25 protein-coding genes are annotated in these 24217 nt (G+C 31.3%); 17 read left to right on the top strand and 8 right to left on the bottom strand.

The annotated features are described in order from the left end of the window. Positions 1 to 201: 201 nt before the first annotated feature. The 3 genes from LQ615_RS11120 (at position 202) to LQ615_RS11110 (ending at position 3493) form a co-directional block, all read left to right on the top strand. Positions 202 to 849, top strand: coding sequence for an HlyD family secretion protein (locus LQ615_RS11120; RefSeq protein ID WP_016998925.1), 648 nt, complete (start codon positions 202 to 204; stop codon positions 847 to 849). A gap of 12 nt (positions 850 to 861) precedes the next feature. Further along, positions 862 to 2745 (top strand): DHA2 family efflux MFS transporter permease subunit, encoded by a 1884-nt coding sequence (locus LQ615_RS11115; protein WP_016998926.1) that lies wholly within the window; start codon positions 862 to 864, stop codon positions 2743 to 2745. A 193-nt stretch (positions 2746 to 2938) separates the two neighbouring features. Then, the gene (locus LQ615_RS11110) at positions 2939 to 3493 is read left to right on the top strand and encodes a ribonuclease FAU-1 family protein (protein WP_016998927.1); all 555 of its coding nucleotides are present in this window, start codon (positions 2939 to 2941) and stop codon (positions 3491 to 3493) included. A 76-nt stretch (positions 3494 to 3569) separates the two neighbouring features. On the opposite strand, the gene LQ615_RS11105 is transcribed toward LQ615_RS11110, so the two are convergent. After that, positions 3570 to 4391, bottom strand: coding sequence for an undecaprenyl-diphosphate phosphatase (locus LQ615_RS11105; protein ID WP_218688304.1), 822 nt, complete (start codon positions 4389 to 4391; stop codon positions 3570 to 3572). 174 nt (positions 4392 to 4565) lie between these two features. Here LQ615_RS11105 and LQ615_RS11100 point away from each other — a divergent pair, with 174 nt between their 5' ends. Continuing rightward, positions 4566 to 5441 (top strand): LysR family transcriptional regulator, encoded by an 876-nt coding sequence (locus LQ615_RS11100; protein WP_016998929.1) that lies wholly within the window; start codon positions 4566 to 4568, stop codon positions 5439 to 5441. Between the two features lie 28 nt (positions 5442 to 5469). Here the strand turns inward: LQ615_RS11100 and LQ615_RS11095 are convergent, their stop codons facing one another. Next, positions 5470 to 6108, bottom strand: coding sequence for an MOSC domain-containing protein (locus LQ615_RS11095; RefSeq protein WP_016998930.1), 639 nt, complete (start codon positions 6106 to 6108; stop codon positions 5470 to 5472). A 133-nt stretch (positions 6109 to 6241) separates the two neighbouring features. On the opposite strand from LQ615_RS11095, the gene LQ615_RS11090 reads away from it, so the two are divergent. Then, positions 6242 to 7453: a sugar efflux transporter gene (locus tag LQ615_RS11090; RefSeq protein ID WP_016998931.1), complete on the top strand. Its 1212-nt coding sequence runs from the start codon at positions 6242 to 6244 to the stop codon at positions 7451 to 7453. 14 nt (positions 7454 to 7467) lie between these two features. Continuing rightward, on the top strand, positions 7468 to 7950 hold the full coding sequence (locus LQ615_RS11085; RefSeq protein ID WP_016998932.1) for a DUF456 domain-containing protein: 483 nt from the start codon (positions 7468 to 7470) through the stop codon (positions 7948 to 7950). 143 nt (positions 7951 to 8093) lie between these two features. On the opposite strand, the gene LQ615_RS11080 is transcribed toward LQ615_RS11085, so the two are convergent. Continuing rightward, entirely contained in the window at positions 8094 to 9395 is a 1302-nt protein-coding gene (locus LQ615_RS11080; RefSeq protein WP_064205074.1) for a PTS sugar transporter subunit IIC, read from the bottom strand. 114 nt (positions 9396 to 9509) lie between these two features. Between LQ615_RS11080 and LQ615_RS11075 the strand changes: the two genes are divergently transcribed. From LQ615_RS11075 to LQ615_RS11040, 8 genes are all read left to right on the top strand, one after another. Next, positions 9510 to 10604 carry a DUF871 domain-containing protein gene (locus tag LQ615_RS11075; protein ID WP_064205073.1) on the top strand — a complete coding sequence of 365 codons (1095 nt, stop codon included), beginning with the start codon at positions 9510 to 9512 and terminating at the stop codon, positions 10602 to 10604. A 2-nt stretch (positions 10605 to 10606) separates the two neighbouring features. Further along, positions 10607 to 10909, top strand: a complete 303-nt coding sequence (locus LQ615_RS11070) for a PTS sugar transporter subunit IIB (RefSeq protein WP_064211402.1) — start codon at positions 10607 to 10609, stop codon at positions 10907 to 10909. A gap of 9 nt (positions 10910 to 10918) precedes the next feature. After that, positions 10919 to 11233 (top strand): PTS sugar transporter subunit IIA, encoded by a 315-nt coding sequence (locus LQ615_RS11065; RefSeq protein ID WP_239704134.1) that lies wholly within the window; start codon positions 10919 to 10921, stop codon positions 11231 to 11233. A 183-nt stretch (positions 11234 to 11416) separates the two neighbouring features. Next, on the top strand, positions 11417 to 12283 hold the full coding sequence (locus LQ615_RS11060) for an SDR family NAD(P)-dependent oxidoreductase (RefSeq protein ID WP_016998769.1): 867 nt from the start codon (positions 11417 to 11419) through the stop codon (positions 12281 to 12283). Between the two features lie 115 nt (positions 12284 to 12398). Beyond that, the gene (gene purU, locus LQ615_RS11055; protein ID WP_016998768.1) at positions 12399 to 13241 is read left to right on the top strand and encodes a formyltetrahydrofolate deformylase; all 843 of its coding nucleotides are present in this window, start codon (positions 12399 to 12401) and stop codon (positions 13239 to 13241) included. Positions 13242 to 13485: 244 nt separating this feature from the next. Beyond that, positions 13486 to 14430: a magnesium/cobalt transporter CorA gene (corA, locus tag LQ615_RS11050; RefSeq protein WP_016998767.1), complete on the top strand. Its 945-nt coding sequence runs from the start codon at positions 13486 to 13488 to the stop codon at positions 14428 to 14430. A 41-nt stretch (positions 14431 to 14471) separates the two neighbouring features. Continuing rightward, positions 14472 to 15335, top strand: coding sequence for an ROK family protein (locus LQ615_RS11045; RefSeq protein ID WP_147640827.1), 864 nt, complete (start codon positions 14472 to 14474; stop codon positions 15333 to 15335). Positions 15336 to 15359: 24 nt separating this feature from the next. Next, complete coding sequence (locus LQ615_RS11040) at positions 15360 to 15926, top strand: GNAT family N-acetyltransferase (RefSeq protein ID WP_016998765.1); 567 nt, start codon at positions 15360 to 15362, stop codon at positions 15924 to 15926. A 131-nt stretch (positions 15927 to 16057) separates the two neighbouring features. On the opposite strand, the gene LQ615_RS11035 is transcribed toward LQ615_RS11040, so the two are convergent. Further along, a complete protein-coding gene (locus LQ615_RS11035) occupies positions 16058 to 16252 on the bottom strand; it encodes a hypothetical protein (protein WP_369964520.1) in 195 nt (64 codons plus the stop codon). Between the two features lie 84 nt (positions 16253 to 16336). After that, on the bottom strand, positions 16337 to 16939 hold the full coding sequence (locus LQ615_RS11030; RefSeq protein WP_016998763.1) for a nitroreductase family protein: 603 nt from the start codon (positions 16937 to 16939) through the stop codon (positions 16337 to 16339). A gap of 181 nt (positions 16940 to 17120) precedes the next feature. Here LQ615_RS11030 and LQ615_RS11025 point away from each other — a divergent pair, with 181 nt between their 5' ends. Then, complete coding sequence (locus LQ615_RS11025) at positions 17121 to 17837, top strand: tyrosine-protein phosphatase (protein ID WP_135021030.1); 717 nt, start codon at positions 17121 to 17123, stop codon at positions 17835 to 17837. A 42-nt stretch (positions 17838 to 17879) separates the two neighbouring features. On the opposite strand, the gene iadA is transcribed toward LQ615_RS11025, so the two are convergent. Beyond that, complete coding sequence (gene iadA / locus LQ615_RS11020; protein WP_239704135.1) at positions 17880 to 19031, bottom strand: beta-aspartyl-peptidase; 1152 nt, start codon at positions 19029 to 19031, stop codon at positions 17880 to 17882. 252 nt (positions 19032 to 19283) lie between these two features. On the opposite strand from iadA, the gene LQ615_RS11015 reads away from it, so the two are divergent. Continuing rightward, positions 19284 to 20141 (top strand): helix-turn-helix domain-containing protein, encoded by an 858-nt coding sequence (locus tag LQ615_RS11015; RefSeq protein WP_016998759.1) that lies wholly within the window; start codon positions 19284 to 19286, stop codon positions 20139 to 20141. Positions 20142 to 20200: 59 nt separating this feature from the next. Here the strand turns inward: LQ615_RS11015 and LQ615_RS11010 are convergent, their stop codons facing one another. Next, positions 20201 to 20797, bottom strand: a complete 597-nt coding sequence (locus tag LQ615_RS11010; RefSeq protein ID WP_016998757.1) for a hypothetical protein — start codon at positions 20795 to 20797, stop codon at positions 20201 to 20203. Positions 20798 to 20943: 146 nt separating this feature from the next. Between LQ615_RS11010 and LQ615_RS11005 the strand changes: the two genes are divergently transcribed. After that, on the top strand, positions 20944 to 22245 hold the full coding sequence (locus LQ615_RS11005) for a Na+/H+ antiporter NhaC family protein (RefSeq protein ID WP_239704136.1): 1302 nt from the start codon (positions 20944 to 20946) through the stop codon (positions 22243 to 22245). A gap of 711 nt (positions 22246 to 22956) precedes the next feature. On the opposite strand, the gene LQ615_RS11000 is transcribed toward LQ615_RS11005, so the two are convergent. Beyond that, positions 22957 to 24147, bottom strand: coding sequence for a M20 family metallopeptidase (locus LQ615_RS11000; protein WP_239704164.1), 1191 nt, complete (start codon positions 24145 to 24147; stop codon positions 22957 to 22959). Between the last annotated feature and the right edge of the window lie 70 nt (positions 24148 to 24217).

The following is a 24217-nucleotide window of genomic DNA, read 5'->3' as shown; positions in this document are numbered from 1 at the left end:
TCGATAACTTACATGTCCTATATTTTAACAAATAAAGTATAGAATATATATTAATATACTTTAAAAACTTTAATTTAATATGTTGATTTATCTGATTTTTTAGTTAATTTAACCCGACAAATTTTTAATTTTTGTTGGTTTAATTAGTAAAAGCGTAGCCGTATAATAAGTAAATCATTGAAATATGGAGGATATAAAGTAATGAAAAAAATCGTGCTTGTAAATGTTATCACGATAGTGGTTTTAGTGGCTATTGGCCTAGTAGGATTCCATTATTATAGTGAAGCAACAGATTATGTAAAAACAGAAAATGCAAAAGTGGATGGAGAGCAAATTAAAATTGCTAGTCCAGTATCAGGTAATTTAACTAGTTTTGACGCTAAAGAAGGTAAAACTTATGACAAAGGCGATAAAATTGGTGAAGTAGAAGGTAAAGGCGAAGATGGTCAATCTCAAAAAATGAAGATTGAAGCACCATCAAAAAGTACAATCGTAAAAACTTCTGAAACAGAGAACAATTTAGTACAAGCTGGCTCACCGATTGCTTATGCATATAATTTTGATGATTTATATGTAACTGCAAACATTGATGATACAGATGTAGAGGATGTAGAAGAAGGACAAGCAGTTGACATTGATATCGATGGTCAAAAAGCTAGTGTTAAAGGTAAAGTGTCTCAAGTTGGATTAGCAACTGCATCAAGTTTCTCGTTGATGCCTTCATCAAATAGTAATGGAAACTATACAAAGGTGACACAAGTTGTTCCAGTGAAAATCACATTTGATTCTAAGCCATCAACAAATGTTGTTCCAGGAATGAATGTTGAAGTTCGAATCCACAAGAATTAAGGAGGGTGTATTATGACATCAACCTTTACGGTGGCTTATATAATAATTGCAATCTTACTTTGGATTGGAATTAATGCATTTGTATTAAAACGTAAAAAAAGAAAACAAGTTTCTAATGAATCTTTTGAAAAAGATCATAAAGAAGAATACAGTCAACTTAAATCTAAAGATGATGATAGCTTAACAGTTAACCGTCATCAAAAAGAATATAAAGAAGAGCAAGTTGAACAAATGAACCAAGATGAAAATAATCAACCATCATTTAAAGAAAACGTATCTGACGATAATAATAATTCAGAAGATGAAGATTCTGTATTATCTGATCGTGGTATGGAAATACATGAAGACGAACCAATCAACGAACAAATTAAAAAGAATCATGTTAATTTTGTTTATGGTAAAGGTATTACAAGAAATAAAATATTAATTGCAATGATGTTCGGTATGTTCATAGCAATTTTAAACCAAACATTATTAAATGTAGCATTACCTGTTATTAATAATGAATTTAGTATTTCAGCTTCAACTGGTCAATGGCTAATGACAGGATTTATGCTTGTAAATGGTATATTAATCCCAATCAGCGCCTTTTTAATCAGTAAGTATTCTTATAGAAAATTATTCATTATAGCAATGATTCTGTTTACAATCGGATCGTTCATTTGCGCGTTGTCAGTAAACTTTCCAATGATGATGACAGGACGTGTCATACAAGCTGTAGGAGCAGGCGTGCTTATGCCATTAGGTTCTAATGTGTTTATGACAATCTTCCCACCAGAAAAGCGTGGTGCAGCAATGGGTACATTAGGTATTGCATTTATTTTAGCACCAGCTATAGGACCAACATTATCAGGTTGGGTTGTACAAAATTACCATTGGAATATCATGTTCTACGGAATGTTTGCTATCGGTTTAATTTCTATCATAATCAGTTATTTCTGGTTTAGAATTTATCAGCAAACGTCTAACCCTAAACCAGACGTTCAAGGTATTATATTTAGTACGTTAGGTTTTGGACTATTATTATACGGTTTCAGTGAAGCGGGTAATAATGGATGGACATCTACAACAGTTTCATTATCATTAATTATTGGCGTTATCTTTACAACAATGTTTGTTATTCGTGAAATAAGAATGAAAAATCCAATGCTTGATATGTCAGCATTAAAATATTCTGGGTTCACATTAACGACAGTTATTAACGTTATCGTAACAATGAGTTTATTTGGTGGTATGATATTATTACCAATTTACTTACAAAATCTTCGTGGGTTTTCTCCATTAGATTCTGGTTTATTATTGTTACCAGGTTCATTAATAATGGGCTTTATGGGACCAATTGCTGGTAAAATGCTAGATTCATTTGGTATTAAGCCATTAGCTTTAATTGGTTTAACAATTATGACTTTTGCAACATGGGAGTTAACACAGTTAAATATGGATACACCATATTCAACAATATTAATTATTTATATCGTACGTTCATTTGGTATGAGTTTTATCATGATGCCTATTATGACGGCTGGGATGAATTCATTACCTCAACGATTGATACCGCATGGTAATGCAATCAGTAACACAGTGAGACAATTGGCAGGATCAATTGGTACTGCAATACTTGTAACAGTTATGACACAAAATACGACTACTCATTTAGCTAACATGTCAGATAATTTAGATTCAACTGATCCAATTATTCAAGAACAAGTTAAAGCACTTTCAGATTCTGTTGGTGGAAAAGAAAGTGGCATGTCAGCACTTGTTGAGTTTCTAAATAAACTTGCAACTGTACAAGGTATAAATGACGCTTTCTGGATTGCAACTCTGTTTAGTGTTATTGCATTAATCTTAAGTTTATTCTTAAAAGGTAAGTCACATTATATTTCACATGAATAACGTAAAATTTTAGAATTAAAAATCATATGTTTTAAAGTTTAAATTTTATATATAAATAATCATTTCAAAGCCACAAGAATTTCAAACTTCTTGTGGTTTCTTTGTGTAAAATAATAAAAAAAATAAAAGATTACTCGAATGCTTTATATCGGCTCCCGTTTTTTATATAATGAATAAAAGGAGTTGGTAACTTGTGAAAGTTAAGTATATTGACAAACGTCATTGGCGACGTCTCCTTAATCGCGAATATAAAGAAGTTGCGCTGGATACTAATCACTTTAAAGGTCTTGTAGGACTTGTAACGATGCTTGAAGTAAAAGAACCGTTAATAGTAAATGTTGTAGGTAAAGAAATTACAGTAGCTGACAAGGGCTATAAATGGATGCAAATATTACCGGAGAAAAAGCCATATAGTATTACTGTGATGTATAATAAACAAAATCAACCAGTGCAGTATTATTTTGATGTGAATTTGAGGAATATTACCCAGCTTGGAAATGCACGAACTTTAGATTTATGCTTAGATGTGTTGGTGATACCAAAGACAGGGGAATATGAACTAGTTGATGAAGATGATTTAGAAAGAATGCTTAAAGAAAACAAAATTTCTAAAGCGCAATTTCATAAGGCATATGTTACTGCTCATGAGATTATGTTCAAGTTAGAAACAGATTTTAAAGGAATAGAGAAAAAGATAAGATATTGTTTTCATGAAATAATGAATGCAAATAAGAATAGTAATAAATAAATATTCCTAAACTATGATTTACATAAAAAACGAGCATACACAGTATTAACTGTGTATGCTCGTTTTTTAAAAGTTTTTATAAGAATATCAGTGCAAGTATAATTGCTAATGGTCCTACAACGAAACAGTATTTACTAAATATACCTAATTGTCCGCGTTCCATTATGCCTTTTAGCCATTTTAAAGAGAAATAGCTGGCCACAAGTGAAGCTACAAATGCGAATATATAAGAAATCATTAATGAAGAATCTGGGGGTGTTTGAATGATATCTTTAATACCAAGCAATGCAGTCCCTAAACTTACTGGTATATAAAGTAAGAATGAGAACTTAAATGCTGTTTTTTGATTCATACCAACACCTAAAGCACCAACTATCGTTGCACCACTACGACTAAGTCCTGGAATTAATGCAATAGCTTGAAATAGCCCTACTATAATCGCATCTTTTAACGTTAAATCTTTATCTAACTTTTGACCGCGTTTATTTTTAATAAACCATAGTGCAATACCAGTTACAATTAACATGAAACCGACTAGCATAACACTTTTTGTGTCACCAATTATATCGTTAAAGATTAACCCAAGAACACCAGCAGGTATCGTGGCAACTACAAGATACATAGCAAATCTAAAGTTTCGAATTACTTCTTCAGTGCGATCTCCTTTAATAAATTTTAAAGTATCAACAATGAGTTCGATAATATCTTTTCTAAACAAAATCAGTACAGCAACTAATGAAGCCGTATTTACAAAAATTTCAAATGTTAAACCTTCAGTATGTAAGCCTAAAAATTCTTGAGCCATTACAAGGTGACCACTAGAAGATACAGGTATGGGTTCAGTTACACCTTGCAATAAACCTAGAAAAATATACTTTATTATCTCAATAAGTAACATAGTAAGATCCTTCCTATTTAATTTACATGCTTAACTATAACTAATTTTAAAAAAGTATTCAATTTAGATAGTAAGATTTTTTATAATTCGGTCTTAAGTAGTAGTTGCTTAAAGGCATGCTTGTAATAATTAAAGCATGTTATAATGAAATAAATGTGAGGAGGGTGTCTTTTTATGAAAGTAGATGATTACAAACTATTAGTGACTTTAGAAGATGTAAAGACATTGAGGAAAGCTGCTGACATTCTCTATATTTCGCAGCCTGCCGTCAGTCAACGTCTCAAATCTATCGAAAACTTTTTTGGTATAGATATTTTTATAAGGACTAAGAAGCAATTAATAACAACTAATGAAGGTTCGCTCGTTATTGATCACGCTAGAAAAATGCTTAAAGAAGAGCGTCTATTACTGGATAGAATAAGTTCGAAAGTCGGGGAAGTTAATGGGAGTATCTCAATTGGCGTATCTTCGTTAATTGGACAAACAATTTTGCCTCAAGTTCTAGGGCAATATACTAAACTTTACCCTAACGTCGATATACAATTACAAATTGGCTCAAGTGAACATATTAAATCATATCAGAATGAATTTCATGTAACAGTAATTAGAGGTAATGAAGTAATGAATGTACAGAACGACTTATTATTAAATGAACAACATTACTTTATTTATCCTAAAAATAGAAAACATGATTTGCATTTATTACCGATGATTGAATTTCAAGCTGAACCAATATATTTAAAGCAAATTGAAGAATGGTATTCAGATTATTTCAAACAAGAATACCATGCTCTTATAAAAGTAGATCAAATCGCAACTTGTAAAGCATTGTTATTAAATGGTGTAGGCGTTACAGTTTTACCTGAATTAGTTATAGGTGATATAGATACAGACCTTTTTGAAATTAAAAAATTAAATATCATGAAAAAGCCTTTAAAACGGTCAACATATATTTGTTATGAACATAGTGTATTGCAATTACCACAAGTAAAATCATTTATTGAAGTGATTAAAAATTACATAAACCAAATTGATGTTAAAAAGAAGTAACCGATAGAGATTTGTACGATGTTATCATTTATTTTAATAATTTAATAAATATATTTCTTGTTTCTTCATTTATACCATCATGATTTAATACTGATTGTATGCGTTGTTTGTTTTTATTATCTTTAAAACGTGTTTCATTCAATTCAAGTATAGAAAGGGAAGGCTTTTTTTGTTCAATCAATACTAAATCGTCTCCTTGTGATACATAGCCTTCTTTGATTACGCGAAAATAACATCCTGTTTTACAACTGTCTGCCATTCTTTTAACTAAGTCTTTTATGCCATACCTTTGCGCGATTGTAGCGCAAGGTTGTCTTGGACAAGATACTTGTATAGTGGCTTCACCTAACTGATATGTATCACCGATATTTAAATCCGCTTCAGTTAAGCCAGAGACTGTTAAGTTTTCTCCAAAAATTGCATATTCAGGCAACAGGTGAATGATATCGTTCCAATATTGATAGTTATCTTTACTATAGAAACATATAGCTTTTTCAGGACCGCCGTGCCCTTTATATTGTTGTTCATCTTCAACAAACCCTGTTTTTGATAAAAACATACTATTTGAAATAGGGGTTTTATAAATGGCGGTCTTTTTTGTTTTTTGATTATCGAACGTAACGTTAGAAACTTTACCAGTAGAAATATAATCAATTTTAAATACCATGGCTTTTCTCCTTCTTAAATCATGTAAATTTATTTTATAACTTTAGAAAAATTATATCAATTTTAGCATTGACGTAACAGGGGTTTAGCTATAAAGTACAAGCATATAATAAAATAAAGAAAGATGTGAATTCATGTTTTTGAAACTGTTTCAAATCAAAAATTATAAGCTCTTTACAGTGAATATGGGATTACTCGGTATGGCAATCGCAATCACTACCCCGTTCTTAGTGTTATATGCGACACAACACTTAGGAATGACTAGTGGCCAATATGGTCTATTAATGGCTCTTGCTGCTGGAGCATCCTTCACTGTGAATTCTATAGTAGCTAGGTTTTCAGATAATGGTAAAATCAACCGTAAATATCTTATCGCAACAGCCCTTATAATGGGTGCTTTATGTTTCTCCATTTATTTCTATGTACATACTATTTGGATCTTCATTGTATTATACGGAATGTTCCAAGGTCTGGCAGCACCTGCAATGCCTCAAATGTATGCTTCTGCTCGTGAATCTATTAATGAATCAGAATATAAAGATAGAAGTATCTTTGCCAATACTGTTTTAAGATCAACTTTCTCATTAGGTTTCTTATTTGGTCCATTGATAGGTACTGTATTACTTTCACTATTGGGTTATGACGGTCTATTTGGTGGTACGGTTACTATATTCTTAACTGTACTCGTATTACTATTATTATTTTATAAGGAACCAAAGAAAATCTTAAATAATATAGTAGGGAATTTTCCAGAGAAAAAAGCTCCGAACTTAATTAAAGAACCGACTTTACTTATACCATTTTTAGCTTTCATTCTATTGCATATTGGGCAATGGATGTATACTTTAAACATGCCTTTATATGTAACTGAATATTTGAAAGATGACGAGTCTCATGTTGGTTATTTAGCAAGTTTATGTGCAGGCTTAGAAGTACCGCTTATGATTATTCTAGGAGCTATCGCAAGTAAATTCAGAACGAAAACTTTACTCATGGTAGGTTCAATATTTGGCTTTGGTTATTATTTCAGTATCGGGGTGTTTGATAGTTTTACTGCAATGTTAATTGGACAATTAGCTTTAGCATTTTTCTTAGCTATTTTGTTAGGGCTCGGTATCAGTTATTTCCAAGATATTTTACCAGACTTTCCAGGTTACGCTTCGACTTTATTTGCGAACGCTATGGTTATTGGACAACTAGGTGGAAATTTACTTGGTGGTGTCATGAGTGATATAGTAGGATTAGGAAATGTGTTCTTTGTTTCAAGTTTTTCGATAGCACTTGCGTTTGTTCTTTTAATTTTCACTATAGAACATAAGGAACAAAACAATACACAAATTAGTTAGGAGTACTAAATTACATGACAACAATTAGTTGGTTACTTATCATTATAATGTTTGTAATTGCATTTATCGGTTTAATCAAACCAATTATCCCATCCGTTTTATTTCTTTGGATAGGGTACTTTATATATCATTTTGCAATAGATTCATCAAAATTATCATGGGTATTTTGGACGGTTATGATACTCTTTACAGTATTTATGATTTTGTCGGACATCATCATGAACAGTTACTTTGTGAAAAAATTTGGTGGTTCTAAATTAGGAGAGACAATGGCAGCAGTTGGTGTTATTATTGGTTGCTTTGTATTTCCACCTTTCGGTATTATTATCGTACCGTTTATCTTAGTATTCGTTTCAGAAATTATACAAAAGAGTGATATCAGTGCTGCACTTAATGCAAGTATAGGTTCACTATTAGGATTTTTAACAAGTACAATAGCAAAAGCACTTATCATGATCGTTATGGTTATTTGGTTCTTTATTGATATTATTTTTTAACATTTAAGAGCTTGAAACATAAATTCTAACTCAAAATAAATAAGCATATCACTTAACGGATTGTTTCAGTTTGAAAGTGATATGCTTATTTTTTTATAAAAATCTTCGTGCATCTTTCATCCTTATTTATATCTTCTACATTATTATTTGTTTTCTTCTTCCATATCTTTTTCAATTTCTTCTTTAGATTCGCCACTTTCCTCTAAAATCATTTTACGATCATACATTTTAAAGAATGGGAAATAAATACCGACAGAAATTGCAATATTGATTAATACGAGTATGATAGCCCGCCAATCGCCACCAGTGGCTAAGTATGCACCAATTGGAGCAGGTAAAGTCCATGGAGGCATTACACTGGTCGCATTGACTAATCCTAGGGCAGTTGCGATATAAGTGATAATCGTTAAAACGATAGGTATTAAAATAAATGGAATGACCATAATTGGGTTTAATACAATTGGTAAACCAAATATAACTGGTTCATTGATGTTAAATAAAGAAGGGATGGCAACTGCTTTACCCATTTTTTTAAGGAATTGTGATTTTGCAAATATTAATATACAAATAACAAGACCTAAAGTTGCGCCCGCACCACCAATCCATACAAACCATTGGAAAAATGTTTCGGGTGCAATATGAGGTAGTGCTTCTCCTGCTGCATGTGCTTCACCGTTTTTAGCTAAATAAACTTCCCATAATGGTCGTTCTATCGTACCGACAATAGACATTCCATGAATACCAAATGACCAGAAGAATGTTGTTAAAAATACTGGCACTAAAACACCTGGTAGTGTGTCGCCTGCAAACACAAGCGGTCCGACAATTTTATCTACGAGTGAGTGTAAGTCTAGTTGGAATAGTACTGTAATGATACTCATAAACCCTAGAACAAAAACGACAGGTATAAGAGATTCGAATGAGCGACTGACGGAAGGTGGAACTTGTGGTGGCATTTTAATCGTGATGTTTTTAATTTTACAGAAACGATATATTTCTACAGAAAGAATAGCAACAATCATTGCGACAAATAAACCATGCCCACCTAAATTTGTCATAGGTAAAACAAAACCTAATTTATCGTCCATAGTAGGTGCGATAGTTAATAGAAAAGCTGCGGTAGAAAGTTGTGCGGCAGATAATGGATCAAGGTCATAGGATTTTGCAAGATTATATCCTATACCAAAAACGATATACAAACTCATTATAAACATAGTCATTCTATAAGGTATTAAAATTTCTTCGGCATGTGCTGTTGCCCACTTAGTAATTGCCCAAGATTCTGGCAATGGTGGTGTTGCAAATATTAAGAAAAATGAACCAAATATAATGAATGGTAACGCTGAAATAACCCCATCACGAATAGCAAGTAGATGTCTTTGGTTTGAAAGCTTAGTCATTGGTCCCGAAAGCTTATTTTCTATCCAAGTTGCAAAATTATTCAATGTTAATCCCCCTTTGTTTGTAAGCGCTTTAATTTTGTTATAGTATAAACTAAATAGTAAAATTATTCAAAATTATAAAAAAGAAATTAATTGAAAGAATTGTGAGGTTATATCATGAGAAAATTGGGGATATCTCTATATCCGGGGAAATCTAAGGAAGCTGATGACTTAAAGTATATAGAGAAAGCACATGAGTACGGTTTTTCTAGAATATTTACGAACTTATTACAAATTACTGAAGAAAACAAATCCGAAATACTTCCATCTATCAAAAAAATTATTCAATTCGCAAAGTCTTTAAATTTTGAAATATTTGTTGATGTAGCACCTAGAACATTTAAAGTATTAAATATTGAAACTAACGATTTATCATTCTTTTATGAAATGGGTGTAGATGGTATCAGACTCGACGAAGGGGTAGGAGCAAAAGAAACGAGTGATATGACTTATAATCCATATGGAATCAAAATAGAGCTGAATATGAGCGTAATGAATCATTATATAGACAATGTATTAGACTTTGAACCTAATCGAAATCGGCTCGTAGGTTGTCATAACTTTTATCCCCATCGTTATGCAGGTATATCTGAAGCCTTTTTTATAGAAGGCAGTAAGAAATTTAAACATTACGGCTTGAGAACAGCTGCATTTGTATCTAGTAAAGAAGCGGATTTTGGACCTTGGCCTATTACAGAAGGACTTCCTACATTAGAGCAACATCGCGGTTTGCCGATTACTTCTCAAGCAAAATATTTATGGGCAACCGGCTTAATAGATGATGTTATTATCAGTAATTGCTATCCATCTGAAAAAGAATTAAAGGAATTGAGTGATTTAATCCATGAACCGATAACTTTTGATATTAAATTAGTGGGAAGCTATACAGATTTAGAAAAGAAAATTATTTTTGAAGAACCACATTTTTATAGAGGTGATGTAAGCGACTATTTGATTCGTTCTACTCAAAGTCGAGTGAAATATAAACAAGAATCATTTCCACCTCATCATACAGTTGCTATAAAAAGAGGCGATGTATTAATCGATAATGATGAATATGGTCAATATAAAGGGGAATTACAAATTGCTTTAAAACCGATGCTCAACACAGGAAAAGTGAATGTTGTAGGAAAAATAGAAAATCATGACTTGCAACTATTAGATTACTTAAAACCTTGGGCATTCTTTAAATTTAAATTATGGGAGAGATAAAAATGAAAAAAATATTATTAGTTTGTTCAGCGGGTATGTCTACTAGTATGTTGGTTAAAAAAATGCAAGAAACTGCCGATAAAGAAAATAAAGATTATGAAATTGAAGCATTAGCTTTATCTGAAGCTGAATCGAAAATAGATGAAGTTGATGTCATTTTATTAGGACCTCAAGTGAGATTTCAAAAAGCTCAAGTAGAAAAAATAGCTGACGGAAAAGTTCCAATCGACGTTATAGGCATGCAACAATATGGCATGATGGATGGAGAAGGGGTACTTAAACAAGCAGAAAGTCTAATGGAATAAGGTGATTAAATGGAAAAGTACGAACAGATAGCTTTTCAGATTATAACGAATGTAGGCATGGCTAAAAGTACCTATATGCAAGCAATTCAAGAAGCAAAATCAAATAATTTTAATGATTCTTATGATTTATTTGAAGAAGGCAACAAATATTTAACTGAAGGACATAAAGTTCATAAAGACCTCATCCAATCCGAATCTGCAGGAGAAGAGATTAAACTTAATCTGTTATTGGTACACGCAGAAGATCAACTTATTTCAACTGAAATTATAAAAGAGATGGCGAAAGAATTAATTTATGTTCATGAAAATTATATAAAAAAGTAATTTTAGAAACTAATCAGGCTGGGACATAAATAAATGACTCAGCCTGATTAGTTATGTTGGCAGTAGACATGACAAAGCGATAAAAAATCTTATGAATAGAAAGAGCGATTTTTCATTCTCATTTATGTTAATTATACATTTTTTCGGGTAAATATAACTTAATAAATAAAAGGAGTAATTATAATGTCGAATAGAATTCTAGCTATTACCGGGCCTACGTCTGGTATAGGCAAAAGCACTGTAATTGAATTAGCGTCAGAATATGATATTTTAATATTACTTTGTAGAAACGTTGATAAAGGAGAATCAGTTAAGCAGCTCATACAGGCACGACACCCTTATAAGCGTGTTGATATCATCAAATGTGATTTATCTGATCTAGCGAGTGTAATGCAAGCAGCAACTAATATTTTAAATCGTTATACACATGTAGATTGCCTGATTAATAATGCGGGTGTCGTTTCTTTAACAAGGCAAAAAACTGTAGATGGTTATGAGCTCATGTTTGGAACAAATTATTTAGGTCATTTTTTATTAACACATACTTTATTCGAAAAAATAATGGAAAGTGAAGATAAACAAATTATTGTTGTATCATCAGGTGCATACAAATATACAGCTATGGGGAATCATAATTTTGCTTACCCACTAAAATTTAACCCAGTTAAATCATATAGTAAATCTAAGTTAGCAGTACTTTACTTTATGCAGGAATTGGATGAACGTTTTAGTAAACATGGATTAAATGTATCGGCTGTACATCCGGGAGCTGTGTCTACTAATTTAGGCAAAACCAAATACAATAAAAAAATTGGTGACTTCATCTACAAAGTATTTGATTCATTTTTTATTTCGCCAGAAGAAGGGGCGCTCTCAACTATTAAAGTGACAAAAAATCGCACTTTATTTAATGGTAAGTATGTTTACGAAGGTAAAGTTGTTCCAGTTGAAAAATATGGATTAAATTATTTCCAAAGAAAAAAATTAATAAGAGATACATTGGAAGAATTGCAATTGGATCAATTTATGTATTTAAATAATAATTATTAACTGAATTCGCTTACATTGGAATAAGTAGGCAAGTTTGATTGTGTTATCTCATATAAAATTTTATAATAGCTATTATCGTAAGAATTTTTACACAATTTATAAAAGGATGAGAAACATGAATAATCATTATATTTTACTTGCAGATTGTAAAGATGAAATAGGAATCACATCTTTAATCTCTACAACTATTAAAAATACAAACTCTAATATATTTCATTTGGATCACTATACAGATGTTCAAGAAAATGAAAATCATTTATATTTAAGAATAGTCTTCGATCAAAATGATGAAGTTAAAGGACTATTAGAAAAAGAACTAAATAGCAGAAATATACATTTCAAAATTTATGACGCTAACACGAAAGTGAAAACTGCGCTACTCGTTTCTAAAGAAGATCACGCTTTAAGTGAGATTATGTTACGAGCAAACAGACAAGAATTTCCTATCGAAATTAGTTGCGTTATAAGCAACCATGAAAATAATAGAAAATTTGTAGAAGACATGGGTATTCCATTTCATCATGTAGAAGTTACAAAAGATACAAAGCGACAAAGTGAAGAGAAAATAACAGAAATTTGTGAAGGATATGGCGTTGATTTATTAGTATTAGCTAAATATATGCAAATATTATCTCCTGAATTTGTTGATAGACACCACTTGAAAATAATCAATATACACCATTCATTTTTACCTTCATTTATCGGAGCTAATCCATATAAACAAGCGTATACAAGAGGGGTTAAACTAATAGGTGCTACAAGCCATTATGTAACAGAAGACTTAGATGCTGGTCCGATTATCGAGCAAGATGTTGTAAGAGTGAACCATCGCTATACAGCACAAGATATGAAAAATACAGGTCGTCATGTAGAATCAGAAGTACTTGCTAGAGCGGTACAATGGCATTGTGAACATAAAGTGATTGTTAATGGAAACAAGACTATCGTATTTTCTTAATTAAGTATAAAAGAAGCAAGACTAATTGTTCTGAAGTTATAATAGTATCAAATATAAACTGTAACGATTTTGCAAAGTGCTGACATTGAAGCTTGTACTTTCAAAATCGTATACATACATAAATTCTCCTAATCTGTTAATTAAAACTCCAACGAATTAGGAGAATTATTTTGAACAATCAATTTATGTTCTAAACTTTAAAATAATATATAATGAATTTAAATCAATTCTAAGCGGTGAAAATATGATTAAAACTTATTACATAAATTTAAATGATGAGATAAAAGAAACTACCTTTCCTAGTGAAGTTCAAGAAAAGTATAAATGGATATGGGTTGATATGAACGAGTCAACTGAAGAAGAAACAAATGTACTCGCACAATATTTTGATTTTCACCCTTTATCTATTGAAGATGCAACATTGGTACAACAGAGACCAAAATTCAAACAGTATGATGGTTATCAATTTTTAGTATTTCATGCTTTAGATTTAAAAACGCTAGAATCAGAAGAAATCGATATATTCATAGGCGAAGATTATATTGTTACTTTCCATAAAGAACGATTTGAGGAAATTGATACAATTAAAAGAAAACTTTTTAATCGTACGGTACAATATGAAGAACCAAAAGATATATTATTAAATATTTTAGATGATATAACAGATAATTTCTTTCCGTTTATATACGATATTGAAGATAAAGTCTTTAACTTTGAAGATCGGCATAATGTAGATAGTTCTACAAAGACTTTGATTGATGATACTTTTAATTTAAGACAAGAGTTGTTATTAATTAAGAGAACTGTTCAACCAATGAAAGATTTAGTTTATCGGATGCGTGAAGGAAAAGTATTAAATTTGAATGAACAACAATTGTTATATATCATGCATATTAATGATCATCTTATTAAACAGATGGAAATGGTTGATGCTTCACGGGAAATGACAAGTGATATAAGGGATAATTATATTTCATTGAATTCATTTAAAATGAATAACATTATGAAAATTTTAACGATTTATTCTGTCGTATTCATGCCATTAACACTTATAGCCGGTATTTATGGAATGAACTTTGAAAATATGCCTGAATTAAATTGGCACAACGGTTATTACATTGTATTATTCATTATGGTAGCAATAGCAGCAATCATGCTAGTTGTATTTAAAAAGAAAAAATGGTTTTAAAATTACAAAAATATTAGATAATGAGAAAGCGAGTGTCAATCATGCAATATTATGGAGCAATTGAAGCGGGAGGAACAAAATTTGTATGTGCAATAGGTGATGAAGCATTAAATGTTATTGAGCGTGTTTCTATACCAACTACATATCCTGAAGAAACAATGACTGAAGTTATTAATTTTTTCAAAAATTATGAATTGAAAAGTATTGGAATAGGTTCATTTGGACCTATCGATATAAATAAAGAGTCAAAAACATATGGATATATTACATCTACTCCGAAGACAGCTTGGAAAGATTTTGATTTTATCGGTTCAGTAAAAAAATATTTTGACGTACCTATAGCATTTACTACAGATGTTAATGCATCTTTATACGGCGAATATCAAAAAGGAATTGCAAAAAACGTTGATTCAGCAGTTTATTACACTATCGGGACAGGTGTAGGCGGTGGAGCTATGATGAATGGTCGTTACATTCAAGGACTAAGTCATCCTGAAATGGGTCATATGTCTATAAAACAGCATAAAGATGATGATTTTGAAGGTAATTGTCCATTCCATCATACTTGTTTAGAAGGATTGGCGTCTGGACCAGCTATAGAAAAACGTGCAGGTATTAAAGCTAAAGATATTGAAGAACAAGATAAGACTTGGGATATGGTAGCATACTATATAGCTCAAGCGGCTTATAATACAACGCTAATGTTATCACCTGAAAAGATTATTTTTGGTGGTGGTGTCATGCATCAAGATCATTTATTAGATAAAATTCATAAGCAATTTGAAATATTGAATAATGGTTATTTAAATTTACCACCAGTTGAAACTTATATTGTGAAACCTAGTTTAAATGATGACCAAGGCGTAATAGGTTGTTTAGCACTTGCACAAAGCGAATATAAATAAAGGTTAAAAGGGGGATTAAATAATATGGACTTACTAGTGAAATTAGCGGAATATCAAACAATGGAAACAGAAAGACTTATATTGAGACCTGTGTCTTTAGAAGATACGCAATCATTATTTGAATATGCTTCTAATATTGAAAATACAACGCATGTCTTTCCAACACATTTGTCTAAAGATGAAACAAGAGAAGTCATTACAAAGTATTATTTACAATCCCCGTTAGGAAAATACGGTATTATATTAAAAGAAAACGATAAATTTATAGGTACAATTGATTTACGATTGGAAGTAGATCATAAGAGGGCAGAAATTGGTTATGTGATTAACCTAAAGTATAGCGGAAATGGTTATGTAACAGAAGCAGCTAATCAATTGTTGAAATTATCATTTGAAGAAATGGGATTAAATCAAGTTAAAGGTGTGCATAGTACATTAAACCCCAAATCAGGACAAGTTATGAAAAGACTTGGCATGAAAAAAGTAGGCGTAATGCCTAAAAATCGTATTCATAAAGATAAAATAGTTGATGATGTAATATATGCAATAACAGATAATATGTATAAAGAAAATAATAAGCCTAAGACGTAAGAATTGTTTTAAGCAAGTATGCACTTTACAAAAACCAAAATAAATTCTCCTAATTCGTTCATAAAAAACGAATTAGGAGAATTATTTTGAGTGAAAGATTTGTACTCTATACTCACATGTAGTAAAGCATCTTATTTAGATGCTTTTTTTAATTGAGTTAGTACCTTCAATCCATATGCAAATATTCCATATCCAATTAATGAACTAGGTAACCATGATTTCGTTAATTGAATATCTTTATTTTTGTTAAGCAAAGTATATGGTACTAACGTTGAAATTAAGTAAAGTAATAGAACTTTTTGATAACGTTTGTTCAATTTAAACACCTCACTTTGTTACTTTTATTATAATATAAATTTGAGGTGAAATATTATAATATTATTACAAAGTTTAGACATTATGTATTGTCTTTATTCAAATTTAGCAAATGATGATGCATCATGACGAGATGCTCTATCATTGGACATTTCGCCTTTACCAATTGTAATTAACATTGCTGGTACTAAATTATCATCAATATTAAAAGAATCGACAACAGCTTGTTTGTCAAAACCAATCATTGGGCAAGTAGCATAGCCTTCGTCCTCACTGATTAACATTAAATTCATCGCAAATAGTGAAGCACCACGCACCGCTTCATCTCTCTTATTTGTTTCATCTTCAAAGAAAGTATTAACACTTTGGATTAACCCTTCGCGTTTTTCAGCAGGTATATGATTATGCTTTATCCAGTCATCGGCAATATCACCAATTGTATTATGGGCATTTAAATCACCTAGCACGATGAAAGTAGCGCTGGATTCTTTAATTTTAATTTGTTTGTTCGCTGCTTCGTATAGTTTTTCTTTAGCTTCATCAGAATGTGCTACAATCACTTTCCACTGTTGTAAATTCCAAGCAGAAGGTGATAAAGAAGCTTTGTTTAATAATTTTGTTATCGTTTCACGATCCATTTCGTAAGGTTCGTATTGTTTTACTGAACGACGTTTGTTAATGACATCTTGTAATTCCATTAATAATTCACTCCTAAATGTTTATATATTAATCATGATTAAAGTGGTTGGACTTTTCAAATTCTTTGCTTATACATGAACACAAATCATTTTGATATATTGATTGAGTGAAAATTTGTTACAATAAAGGTAATAAGGATAATTTGTAGAAAAAGTTGATTCATAAAAAGGAGCTGTACATATGATAGATATACACAATCATTTGCTTTATGATGTTGATGATGGACCAATTGACGCTGACAGTATGCTTGAATTAGCTAGAGTTGCAGAAGGGTTAGGGATAACTGATTTAGTAGCTACACCACACTATATAGAACACAGATTTAAAAATGATGCTAATATAGTTAAAAACCGAACAAAAGAAGTACAGGCATTGCTAGATGAAAATGGCATAAATTTAAAAGTTCATCCGAGTCAGGAAATTCATATGTTTGGTAAAGAGCTGGAAGGCTTACAGTCCGGTGAATTATTACCAATAACTGAAGGTTCACGCTATGTATTAATTGAATTTCCGTTCTTTAGTATTCCAGAATTTGCAGATGAAACATTTGATAAATTATTTAATGCTGGCTATAGACCTATATTAGCTCATCCAGAACGAATAATTCCTATACAAGATAACCCGAAAATATTATTTGATTTAATTGAACGAGGTGCGCTATGCCAAGTTACAGCAGGATCATTAGTTAATAGATATGGAGAAGATGCTAAAAAATCTGCGGATTTCTTATTAGACAAAGATGCTATTCATATAATCGGAAGTGATGCACATAATACTTCGAATAGAACATTCCATTTACAAGAAGGTTACGATTATATTGAACGAACAAAAGGCGTCGAAAAAGTAAATGAACTTAAAGAAAATGCAAGGAAAATATTAAATAATATTGATATATAGAAATTAAGGGTCCGGAACATACATAATTGTCCCGGCCCTTAATTATTCATACATACCTTTACGTATTACTTTGTAATCAGATAACATTTCTTTTCCTTTTGCTAGGACATTTTTAATCTTATTGCTATTCTTATCAATGATTAAAATATCGGCGTCATAGTTTTCATGAATATGTCCTTTATGATGTAATGTTAATGCATTAGCTACGTTAGAAGTGAACAGTGCTATAATATCATCCCATTTATCTTGATGATAATGTTTGAGTAAATTAAAGAGTTGTTCTGTTAATGTATAACATTTAGCAACATCATACCCAACAAGTTGATTATTGTGGTCAAATTTAGGCAAACTACCGTGACTGTCAGATGAAATAGTGAGTTGAGCGATATCGCCATTATTTTGAAGGTAATAATCTACACAGTCTACAGTATTTGTATCAGCTGTTAAATCTATATAAACACCTTGATTACTTAAAGTGATGCCTTCTTTAAGTAAATCTAAACTTTTGTCGAAATGCGTAATGTATATTTTATTCGCTTTGACATCATAGTTTGCTAGTAAATTATGAATTTGATTTAAGTTATGTTTTCCAGTACCTAAATGAAAGTGAGTAACTCCTGCTTTACCACTCAACATTCCTCCAACAGTAGTTTCTGCAATAATTTTAGCCAGTTCATTTGTGCTAGGTATAGAAGATCTAAAGTCATTAATAGCGATTTCTCCAGTACCAATTACTTTGTCTATTAACATTAAGTCTTCTTTTATAGAATCAGTAATAGTAGTAACAGGTAAGTGATAGTTACCTGTATACATATATGTTGAAATTCCTTCTGCTTCAAGAGCTTTGGCTTTTGCATATAAACTTGAAAGTGTACGAGAAATACCATCTGTACCTATTAATCCTATTACTGAAGTAATACCGCACTCTATAAGTTCAGATAAATTCACCTCTGGCGTCCGCGTCATATAACCTGCTTCGCCTCCACCGCCTAATAAATGAATGTGTGGGTCTATTATACCGGGTATAAGAATATTGTCTTCTGCATCAATTATATTCAAGTTTGGATCGATATCTTTAAATTTTTCTATATCTATATCACCGATTTTGAGGATGGTTTGACCTTGAATAAGAATTGAATTTTGGCCAATATATTTTGGTGAATAAATATCACCATTTTTTATGATTGTGAACATGAGTTCTGCCCCCCTATGAAATTGTATATTGTTACATATTTTAAATTACTTGAATCATTAAAGCAAAGTATCACCGATATTGTCGCAAATTTGTAATAGCTAAATTAATTGTATTTTCTTTCTAGCGAGATTAGAATGAAGAGACATAGTTAGTCTTTTTATATATAAAAGATGTAAGATTTATTAAGTGTAATAAGTTTAAACATAAAGATGTATGAAATAAAGACAATAGAATGTCGGGGAGCGTTATAGATGAAATTAGGAGAACGTGTTAAACAACGTAGGAGAGATTTAAAGTTATCTCAACAATCACTAGCAAAAGGTATTGCAACACAAAGTCAGATTTCTAAAATAGAAAAAAACGAATTGCAACCGGGATCGCAATTACTATTTAATATTTCTAGAAAATTAAATTGCAGTATGGACTATTTATATGTTGGGGAAGAACTAGATACACAACTTGAACAAAAGTTAAAAGTAATTGAAAGGTTACTTGAAGATAGAGATTACGATGCTTTAACACCTATTATTGATGGCAACTATTTATCAAATAGTTCCACTGACGAAATCGCAGCATCTAAATGGGTGAGATCTATCATAGCTTTTTATAAATATGAAGATATAAATCAAGCAATCTTATTAATAGAAGAAGCGTATAAGTTAATTGATTCAAATATGTTTACTAAATTACAAGTTTCAATTTGTAATACGAGAGCAATTTTCTATTATAGAGAAAGTAATAATCAGTTGGCTAAATCTTCATTAGAAGAAGGTTTGCAAATAGCTAAACGTTTTAACGTAGAGGACAACTATAAAATAAAACTATATTATACTTTATCGAATATTTATTTTAGTGAAGCATTATACGATAGATGCTTAGCATATGCTCAATCAGCATTGGATATTACGATTAATTCTAATAGATATATGCTGTTTAGTGAACTAGTTTATAATATCGTTCAATCGAAAAAAGAAATGAAAATTATTGATGACACAGATATTAAACAATTAGAAGTAGCTTTATATATAAGTAATTTATCAAAAAAACATAGTGTAACTATTCTTATAAGAGACTTGATGAAGTCTTTGAAAAATACACATGATGAATAAAAAATAAAGGAGTGGAGGTTGAGACGTATATATCTGTCTCACTTCCATTCCTTTTGAAGTTATATATAATGTAGTTCTTGTTCTAATTTTTGTATTTTATTATAATTTGAATCTGACATAAAAGGATAATTAATATCTAATTGCCGCATGATGCCTAAAGTTGCTATTTCTTCTAAAAGCATATTAGGGTATTTAATTTGAGTTTGTTCATTGAAGAAGTGTTGAATATACTCTGTTTGGTGTATGTATAATTTAGTGAAGTAATAGGCGACCATTGCATATAAATCATCAACGCGTTCGGATAACTTTTCTATAAATAAAAATAATGTTGTTGAAGATTTTGTAGGGATGGTGCCAAAATCTTGATAGTCACCAATTAAAAAGTAGATATTAGGTTGCAAATAAACTTTATATTGTTTTAAAAACAGCAAACGAATATCAAATATAATGTGTACGAGCTGATCGTTTACATGTGATATATTTCGAATGTCATTTTCGATTTTTGGAATAGTATAAGGAAGAGCTGATACAAGATTATCAACATATTTACCAGCATTTGAGAATTCATTAAAATATCTCGTATAGTATAATTCAAATGATGATTTTGTTAATTGATGGTTGTGTATAAAGCTATTCACAGTATTGCTTATAATCATCGTATAACCCCTTCAATATTATTTAACCACTATTATATATGATATTGCCTAAAATAAATAATCTAATCATCAAAAAAATAATTTGACGTATAGTATGATGTCATGTAATCTTTTGAAGTATTAAAGTTAACAATAAGGAGATTCCAATGGAACAAATAAATAAAAAATCATCGTTTTGGGCACTATCACCTTTAATAGTATTTGTTGCTTTGTTTATAGGTACAGGTATTATTACAAGTGATTTTAATTTTCTACCAATAAATGTTGCTTTATTGATTTCAACTGTTTTTGCATTTATTATTTATCCAAAAACTAATTTAACGAAAAAAATAGACATATTTACAAAAGGGGCAGGCCACCCTAATATTTTATTAATGGTATTTGTATTTTTATTTGCTGGAGCGTTTAGTGAAACGGCTGAAGCAATGGGAGCGGTAAGTTCGACTGTAAACCTTGGTTTATCATTAATTCCACCTCAATTTTTACTAGCTGGTTTATTCATCGTAGGTGCGTTTATCTCAGTTGCGATGGGTACATCCATGGGGACAGTAGCAGCATTGGCCCCTGTAGGTGTTGGTATTTCTGAGTCAACAGATATCTCAATTGCCTTATCGATAGCAACAGTTGTAGGTGGCGCAATGTTTGGAGATAACTTATCGATGATATCTGATACAACTATTGCAGCTGTTAGAACTCAAAAAACTAAAATGGGTGACAAATTTAAAGTGAACTTTTTCATTGTCTTACCCGGAGCGATTATGACAGTTGTTATTCTTTGGTTTCTAACTAAAGATTTAGGTATAGCAGAAACAAGTCAAGGTGGCTATTCTTTAGTTAAAGTGATACCTTATTTATTTGTATTAATCGCCGCTATATGTGGTATGAATGTTTTAATGGTGTTAGTGTTAGGTGTTGTAATTGCAAGCTTTATCGGATTGACCACAGGATCCTTTACAATTAATGAAAACTTAAAAGCCATATCTGACGGTTTAATAGGTATGCAAGATATAGCGATGATAGCTCTATTCATCGGAGGTATTATCGGAATGATTCAATATCAAGGCGGTATTCAATGGTTGCTCAATACTGTAACAAGTCGAGTTAAAACTAAAAAGGGAGCAGAGTTTGGTATAGCAAGTTTAGTAACTACAACAAACTTCGCTACAGCTAATAATACAATTGCTATTATAACTGCTGGACCTTTAGCAAAAGAAATCTCGGAAGATTATGAAATTGACGCCCGGAAGTCTGCCAGCATACTAGATATATTCGCAAGTAGTGTGCAAGGTATCATACCTTACGGAGGCCAAGTGTTAGCAGCAACAAGTGTTGCAGGCATTTCAAGTGTCTCATTGATACCATATTCATTTTATCCTTATTTACTCGTCGTTTGTGGCATAGTATCCATAATCGTTGGGCATCCTAAAAGAAAAGATAAGAGTGTGTAAATAAAAAGAGCTAGGGACTTAAATCCTTAGCTCTTTTTTGGATGGGGTTAATCAAAAGCATGAGTTGATATTATTGTTGGATTAACTAAGACAATAATCCAAGTAGACACCTTCTTATTGGATTTATTAAGACAATAATCCAAGTAGAGCACCTTTTATTGGATTAACTAAGACAATAATCCAAGTAGACACCTTCTTATTGGATTAACTAGGACAATAATCCAAGTAGAGCACCTTTTATTGGATTAACTAAGACAATAATCCAAGTACATACACCTTTATTGGATTTACTAGGACAATAATCCAAATAGAGCACCTTTTATTGGATTAACTAAGACAATAATCCAAGTACAGACCCTCTTATTGGATTAACTAGAACAATAATCCAAGTACAGACCCTCTTATTGGATTAACTAGGACAATAATCCAAGTAGAGCACCTTTTATTGGATTAACTAAGACAATAATCCAAATAGACCACTCTTTATTGGATTAAGTATGACAATAATCCAAGTACAGACCCTCTTATTGGATTAACTAGAACAATAATCCAAGTACATACACCTTTATTGGATTTACTAGGACAATAATCCAAATAGACCACCCTTTATTGGATTAAGTAAGACAATAATCCAACTACAGACGCCTTTATAAGATTTACCATGACAATTATCACCCAGGTTGCTTTATTGCTAGTTTTATCATAACTAAATTATTTTTCACCTAAATAATCTACTGTAGCAGCAGCAACTGTTTTAGCTGCAATCAGCATTGCGCTTTCATCAATATCAAATTTTGGGTGATGGTGGGCATATGTTTCTTTATCTTTTGGACTTGCTCCGACATAGAAAAATGTAGACGGTAACTCTTCAGCATAGTATGCAAAGTCTTCTGAAGGTGGCTGTGGTTCACATCTTATAACTTCATTAACTTCGGGAATATTTGCTGATTCAATAGATTGTACAACTTGTTTTGTTAAACTTGGATCGTTATATAATACTGGATAATCATTTGTATATTGTAAGTTACAGTCAACGCCATACATTGCCTCTAATCCATGGGCTATTCTTTTAATTTCATTTTCCATTAATTCAAGGGCATCATCATTCATTCCTCTAACATCACCTTCTAGTTCAACCTCATTTTTAATGATATTAAATTGTCCTTTTCCATCAAATGATCCTATTGAAATAACGCCCATATCAAATGGATTCAACCTTCTTGATACTATTGTTTGTATTGACATAACGAAACTACTAGCAGCGACAATTGGATCGTTAGCTAAATGTGGAGAAGAACCATGTCCACCTTTACCAGTGATTTTCAATTTGAAAAAGTTGCGTCCAGATTGAACATTTCCTTCTCGGTAATAAACGTTGTTAGCAGGCATAGTACTCATAACGTGTACACCTATAACATTATCTACGCCATCCAATATGCCATCCTTAATTAAATATTGTGCGCCACCTGGAGGTTTTTCTTCAGCTGGTTGATGTATGATAACAATTTTTCCGTTCAATTTATCTTTCATTTCTATTAAACATTCTGCAAGAATCATTAAATACGCTGTATGCGCATCATGGCCACAAGCATGCATGATACCTTCATTTTTAGATGAGAATTCTAAACCTGTATCTTCTTTAATAGGCAGGGCATCGAAATCCGCTCTTAACGCAAGTGTCTTGCCGGGATTACCAGAATCAATAGTTACTTTAATGCCATGTATATTTTCTCCGCCTATATTTGTCTCTACAATAGCATCTTTATCTTGATAAAAGTCAGCAATATATTTAGCTGTTTGTTCTTCTTCAAAAGATAATTCAGGGTTCTCATGTAAATATCTTCTGATGGCTATCATTTCTTCTTCTTTATCATTTAACTTATTAAATAAATGTTCTAGCATCTTTTCTCCTCCTATTAATCATTTAATTCCATTATAGTAAAAATTGCTTATGTAATGTTGTAATTAGAAA

The sequence above is a fragment of the Mammaliicoccus sp. C-M13 genome, from assembly GCF_022386845.1.
Taxonomy (GTDB): domain Bacteria; phylum Bacillota; class Bacilli; order Staphylococcales; family Staphylococcaceae; genus Mammaliicoccus; species Mammaliicoccus lentus.
This window is presented reverse-complemented; position numbering and strand designations above follow the sequence as displayed.

Bases quoted from the DNA above. Each gene is read 5' to 3' on its own strand.
- LQ615_RS11120 (WP_016998925.1), top strand. From the start codon at position 202: ATGAAAAAAATCGTGCTTGTAAATGTTATCACGATAGTGGTTTTAGTG.
- LQ615_RS11115 (WP_016998926.1), top strand. From the start codon at position 862: ATGACATCAACCTTTACGGTGGCTTATATAATAATTGCAATCTTACTT.
- LQ615_RS11105 (WP_218688304.1), bottom strand. From the start codon at position 4,391: ATGTTACTTATTGAGATAATAAAGTATATTTTTCTAGGTTTATTGCAA.
- LQ615_RS11100 (WP_016998929.1), top strand. From the start codon at position 4,566: ATGAAAGTAGATGATTACAAACTATTAGTGACTTTAGAAGATGTAAAG.
- LQ615_RS11095 (WP_016998930.1), bottom strand. From the start codon at position 6,108: ATGGTATTTAAAATTGATTATATTTCTACTGGTAAAGTTTCTAACGTT.
- LQ615_RS11090 (WP_016998931.1), top strand. From the start codon at position 6,242: ATGTTTTTGAAACTGTTTCAAATCAAAAATTATAAGCTCTTTACAGTG.
- LQ615_RS11085 (WP_016998932.1), top strand. From the start codon at position 7,468: ATGACAACAATTAGTTGGTTACTTATCATTATAATGTTTGTAATTGCA.
- LQ615_RS11075 (WP_064205073.1), top strand. From the start codon at position 9,510: ATGAGAAAATTGGGGATATCTCTATATCCGGGGAAATCTAAGGAAGCT.
- LQ615_RS11070 (WP_064211402.1), top strand. From the start codon at position 10,607: ATGAAAAAAATATTATTAGTTTGTTCAGCGGGTATGTCTACTAGTATG.
- LQ615_RS11065 (WP_239704134.1), top strand. From the start codon at position 10,919: ATGGAAAAGTACGAACAGATAGCTTTTCAGATTATAACGAATGTAGGC.
- LQ615_RS11060 (WP_016998769.1), top strand. From the start codon at position 11,417: ATGTCGAATAGAATTCTAGCTATTACCGGGCCTACGTCTGGTATAGGC.
- purU (WP_016998768.1), top strand. From the start codon at position 12,399: ATGAATAATCATTATATTTTACTTGCAGATTGTAAAGATGAAATAGGA.
- corA (WP_016998767.1), top strand. From the start codon at position 13,486: ATGATTAAAACTTATTACATAAATTTAAATGATGAGATAAAAGAAACT.
- LQ615_RS11045 (WP_147640827.1), top strand. From the start codon at position 14,472: ATGCAATATTATGGAGCAATTGAAGCGGGAGGAACAAAATTTGTATGT.
- LQ615_RS11040 (WP_016998765.1), top strand. From the start codon at position 15,360: ATGGACTTACTAGTGAAATTAGCGGAATATCAAACAATGGAAACAGAA.
- LQ615_RS11030 (WP_016998763.1), bottom strand. From the start codon at position 16,939: ATGGAATTACAAGATGTCATTAACAAACGTCGTTCAGTAAAACAATAC.
- LQ615_RS11025 (WP_135021030.1), top strand. From the start codon at position 17,121: ATGATAGATATACACAATCATTTGCTTTATGATGTTGATGATGGACCA.
- iadA (WP_239704135.1), bottom strand. From the start codon at position 19,031: ATGTTCACAATCATAAAAAATGGTGATATTTATTCACCAAAATATATT.
- LQ615_RS11015 (WP_016998759.1), top strand. From the start codon at position 19,284: ATGAAATTAGGAGAACGTGTTAAACAACGTAGGAGAGATTTAAAGTTA.
- LQ615_RS11010 (WP_016998757.1), bottom strand. From the start codon at position 20,797: ATGATTATAAGCAATACTGTGAATAGCTTTATACACAACCATCAATTA.
- LQ615_RS11005 (WP_239704136.1), top strand. From the start codon at position 20,944: ATGGAACAAATAAATAAAAAATCATCGTTTTGGGCACTATCACCTTTA.
- LQ615_RS11000 (WP_239704164.1), bottom strand. From the start codon at position 24,147: ATGCTAGAACATTTATTTAATAAGTTAAATGATAAAGAAGAAGAAATG.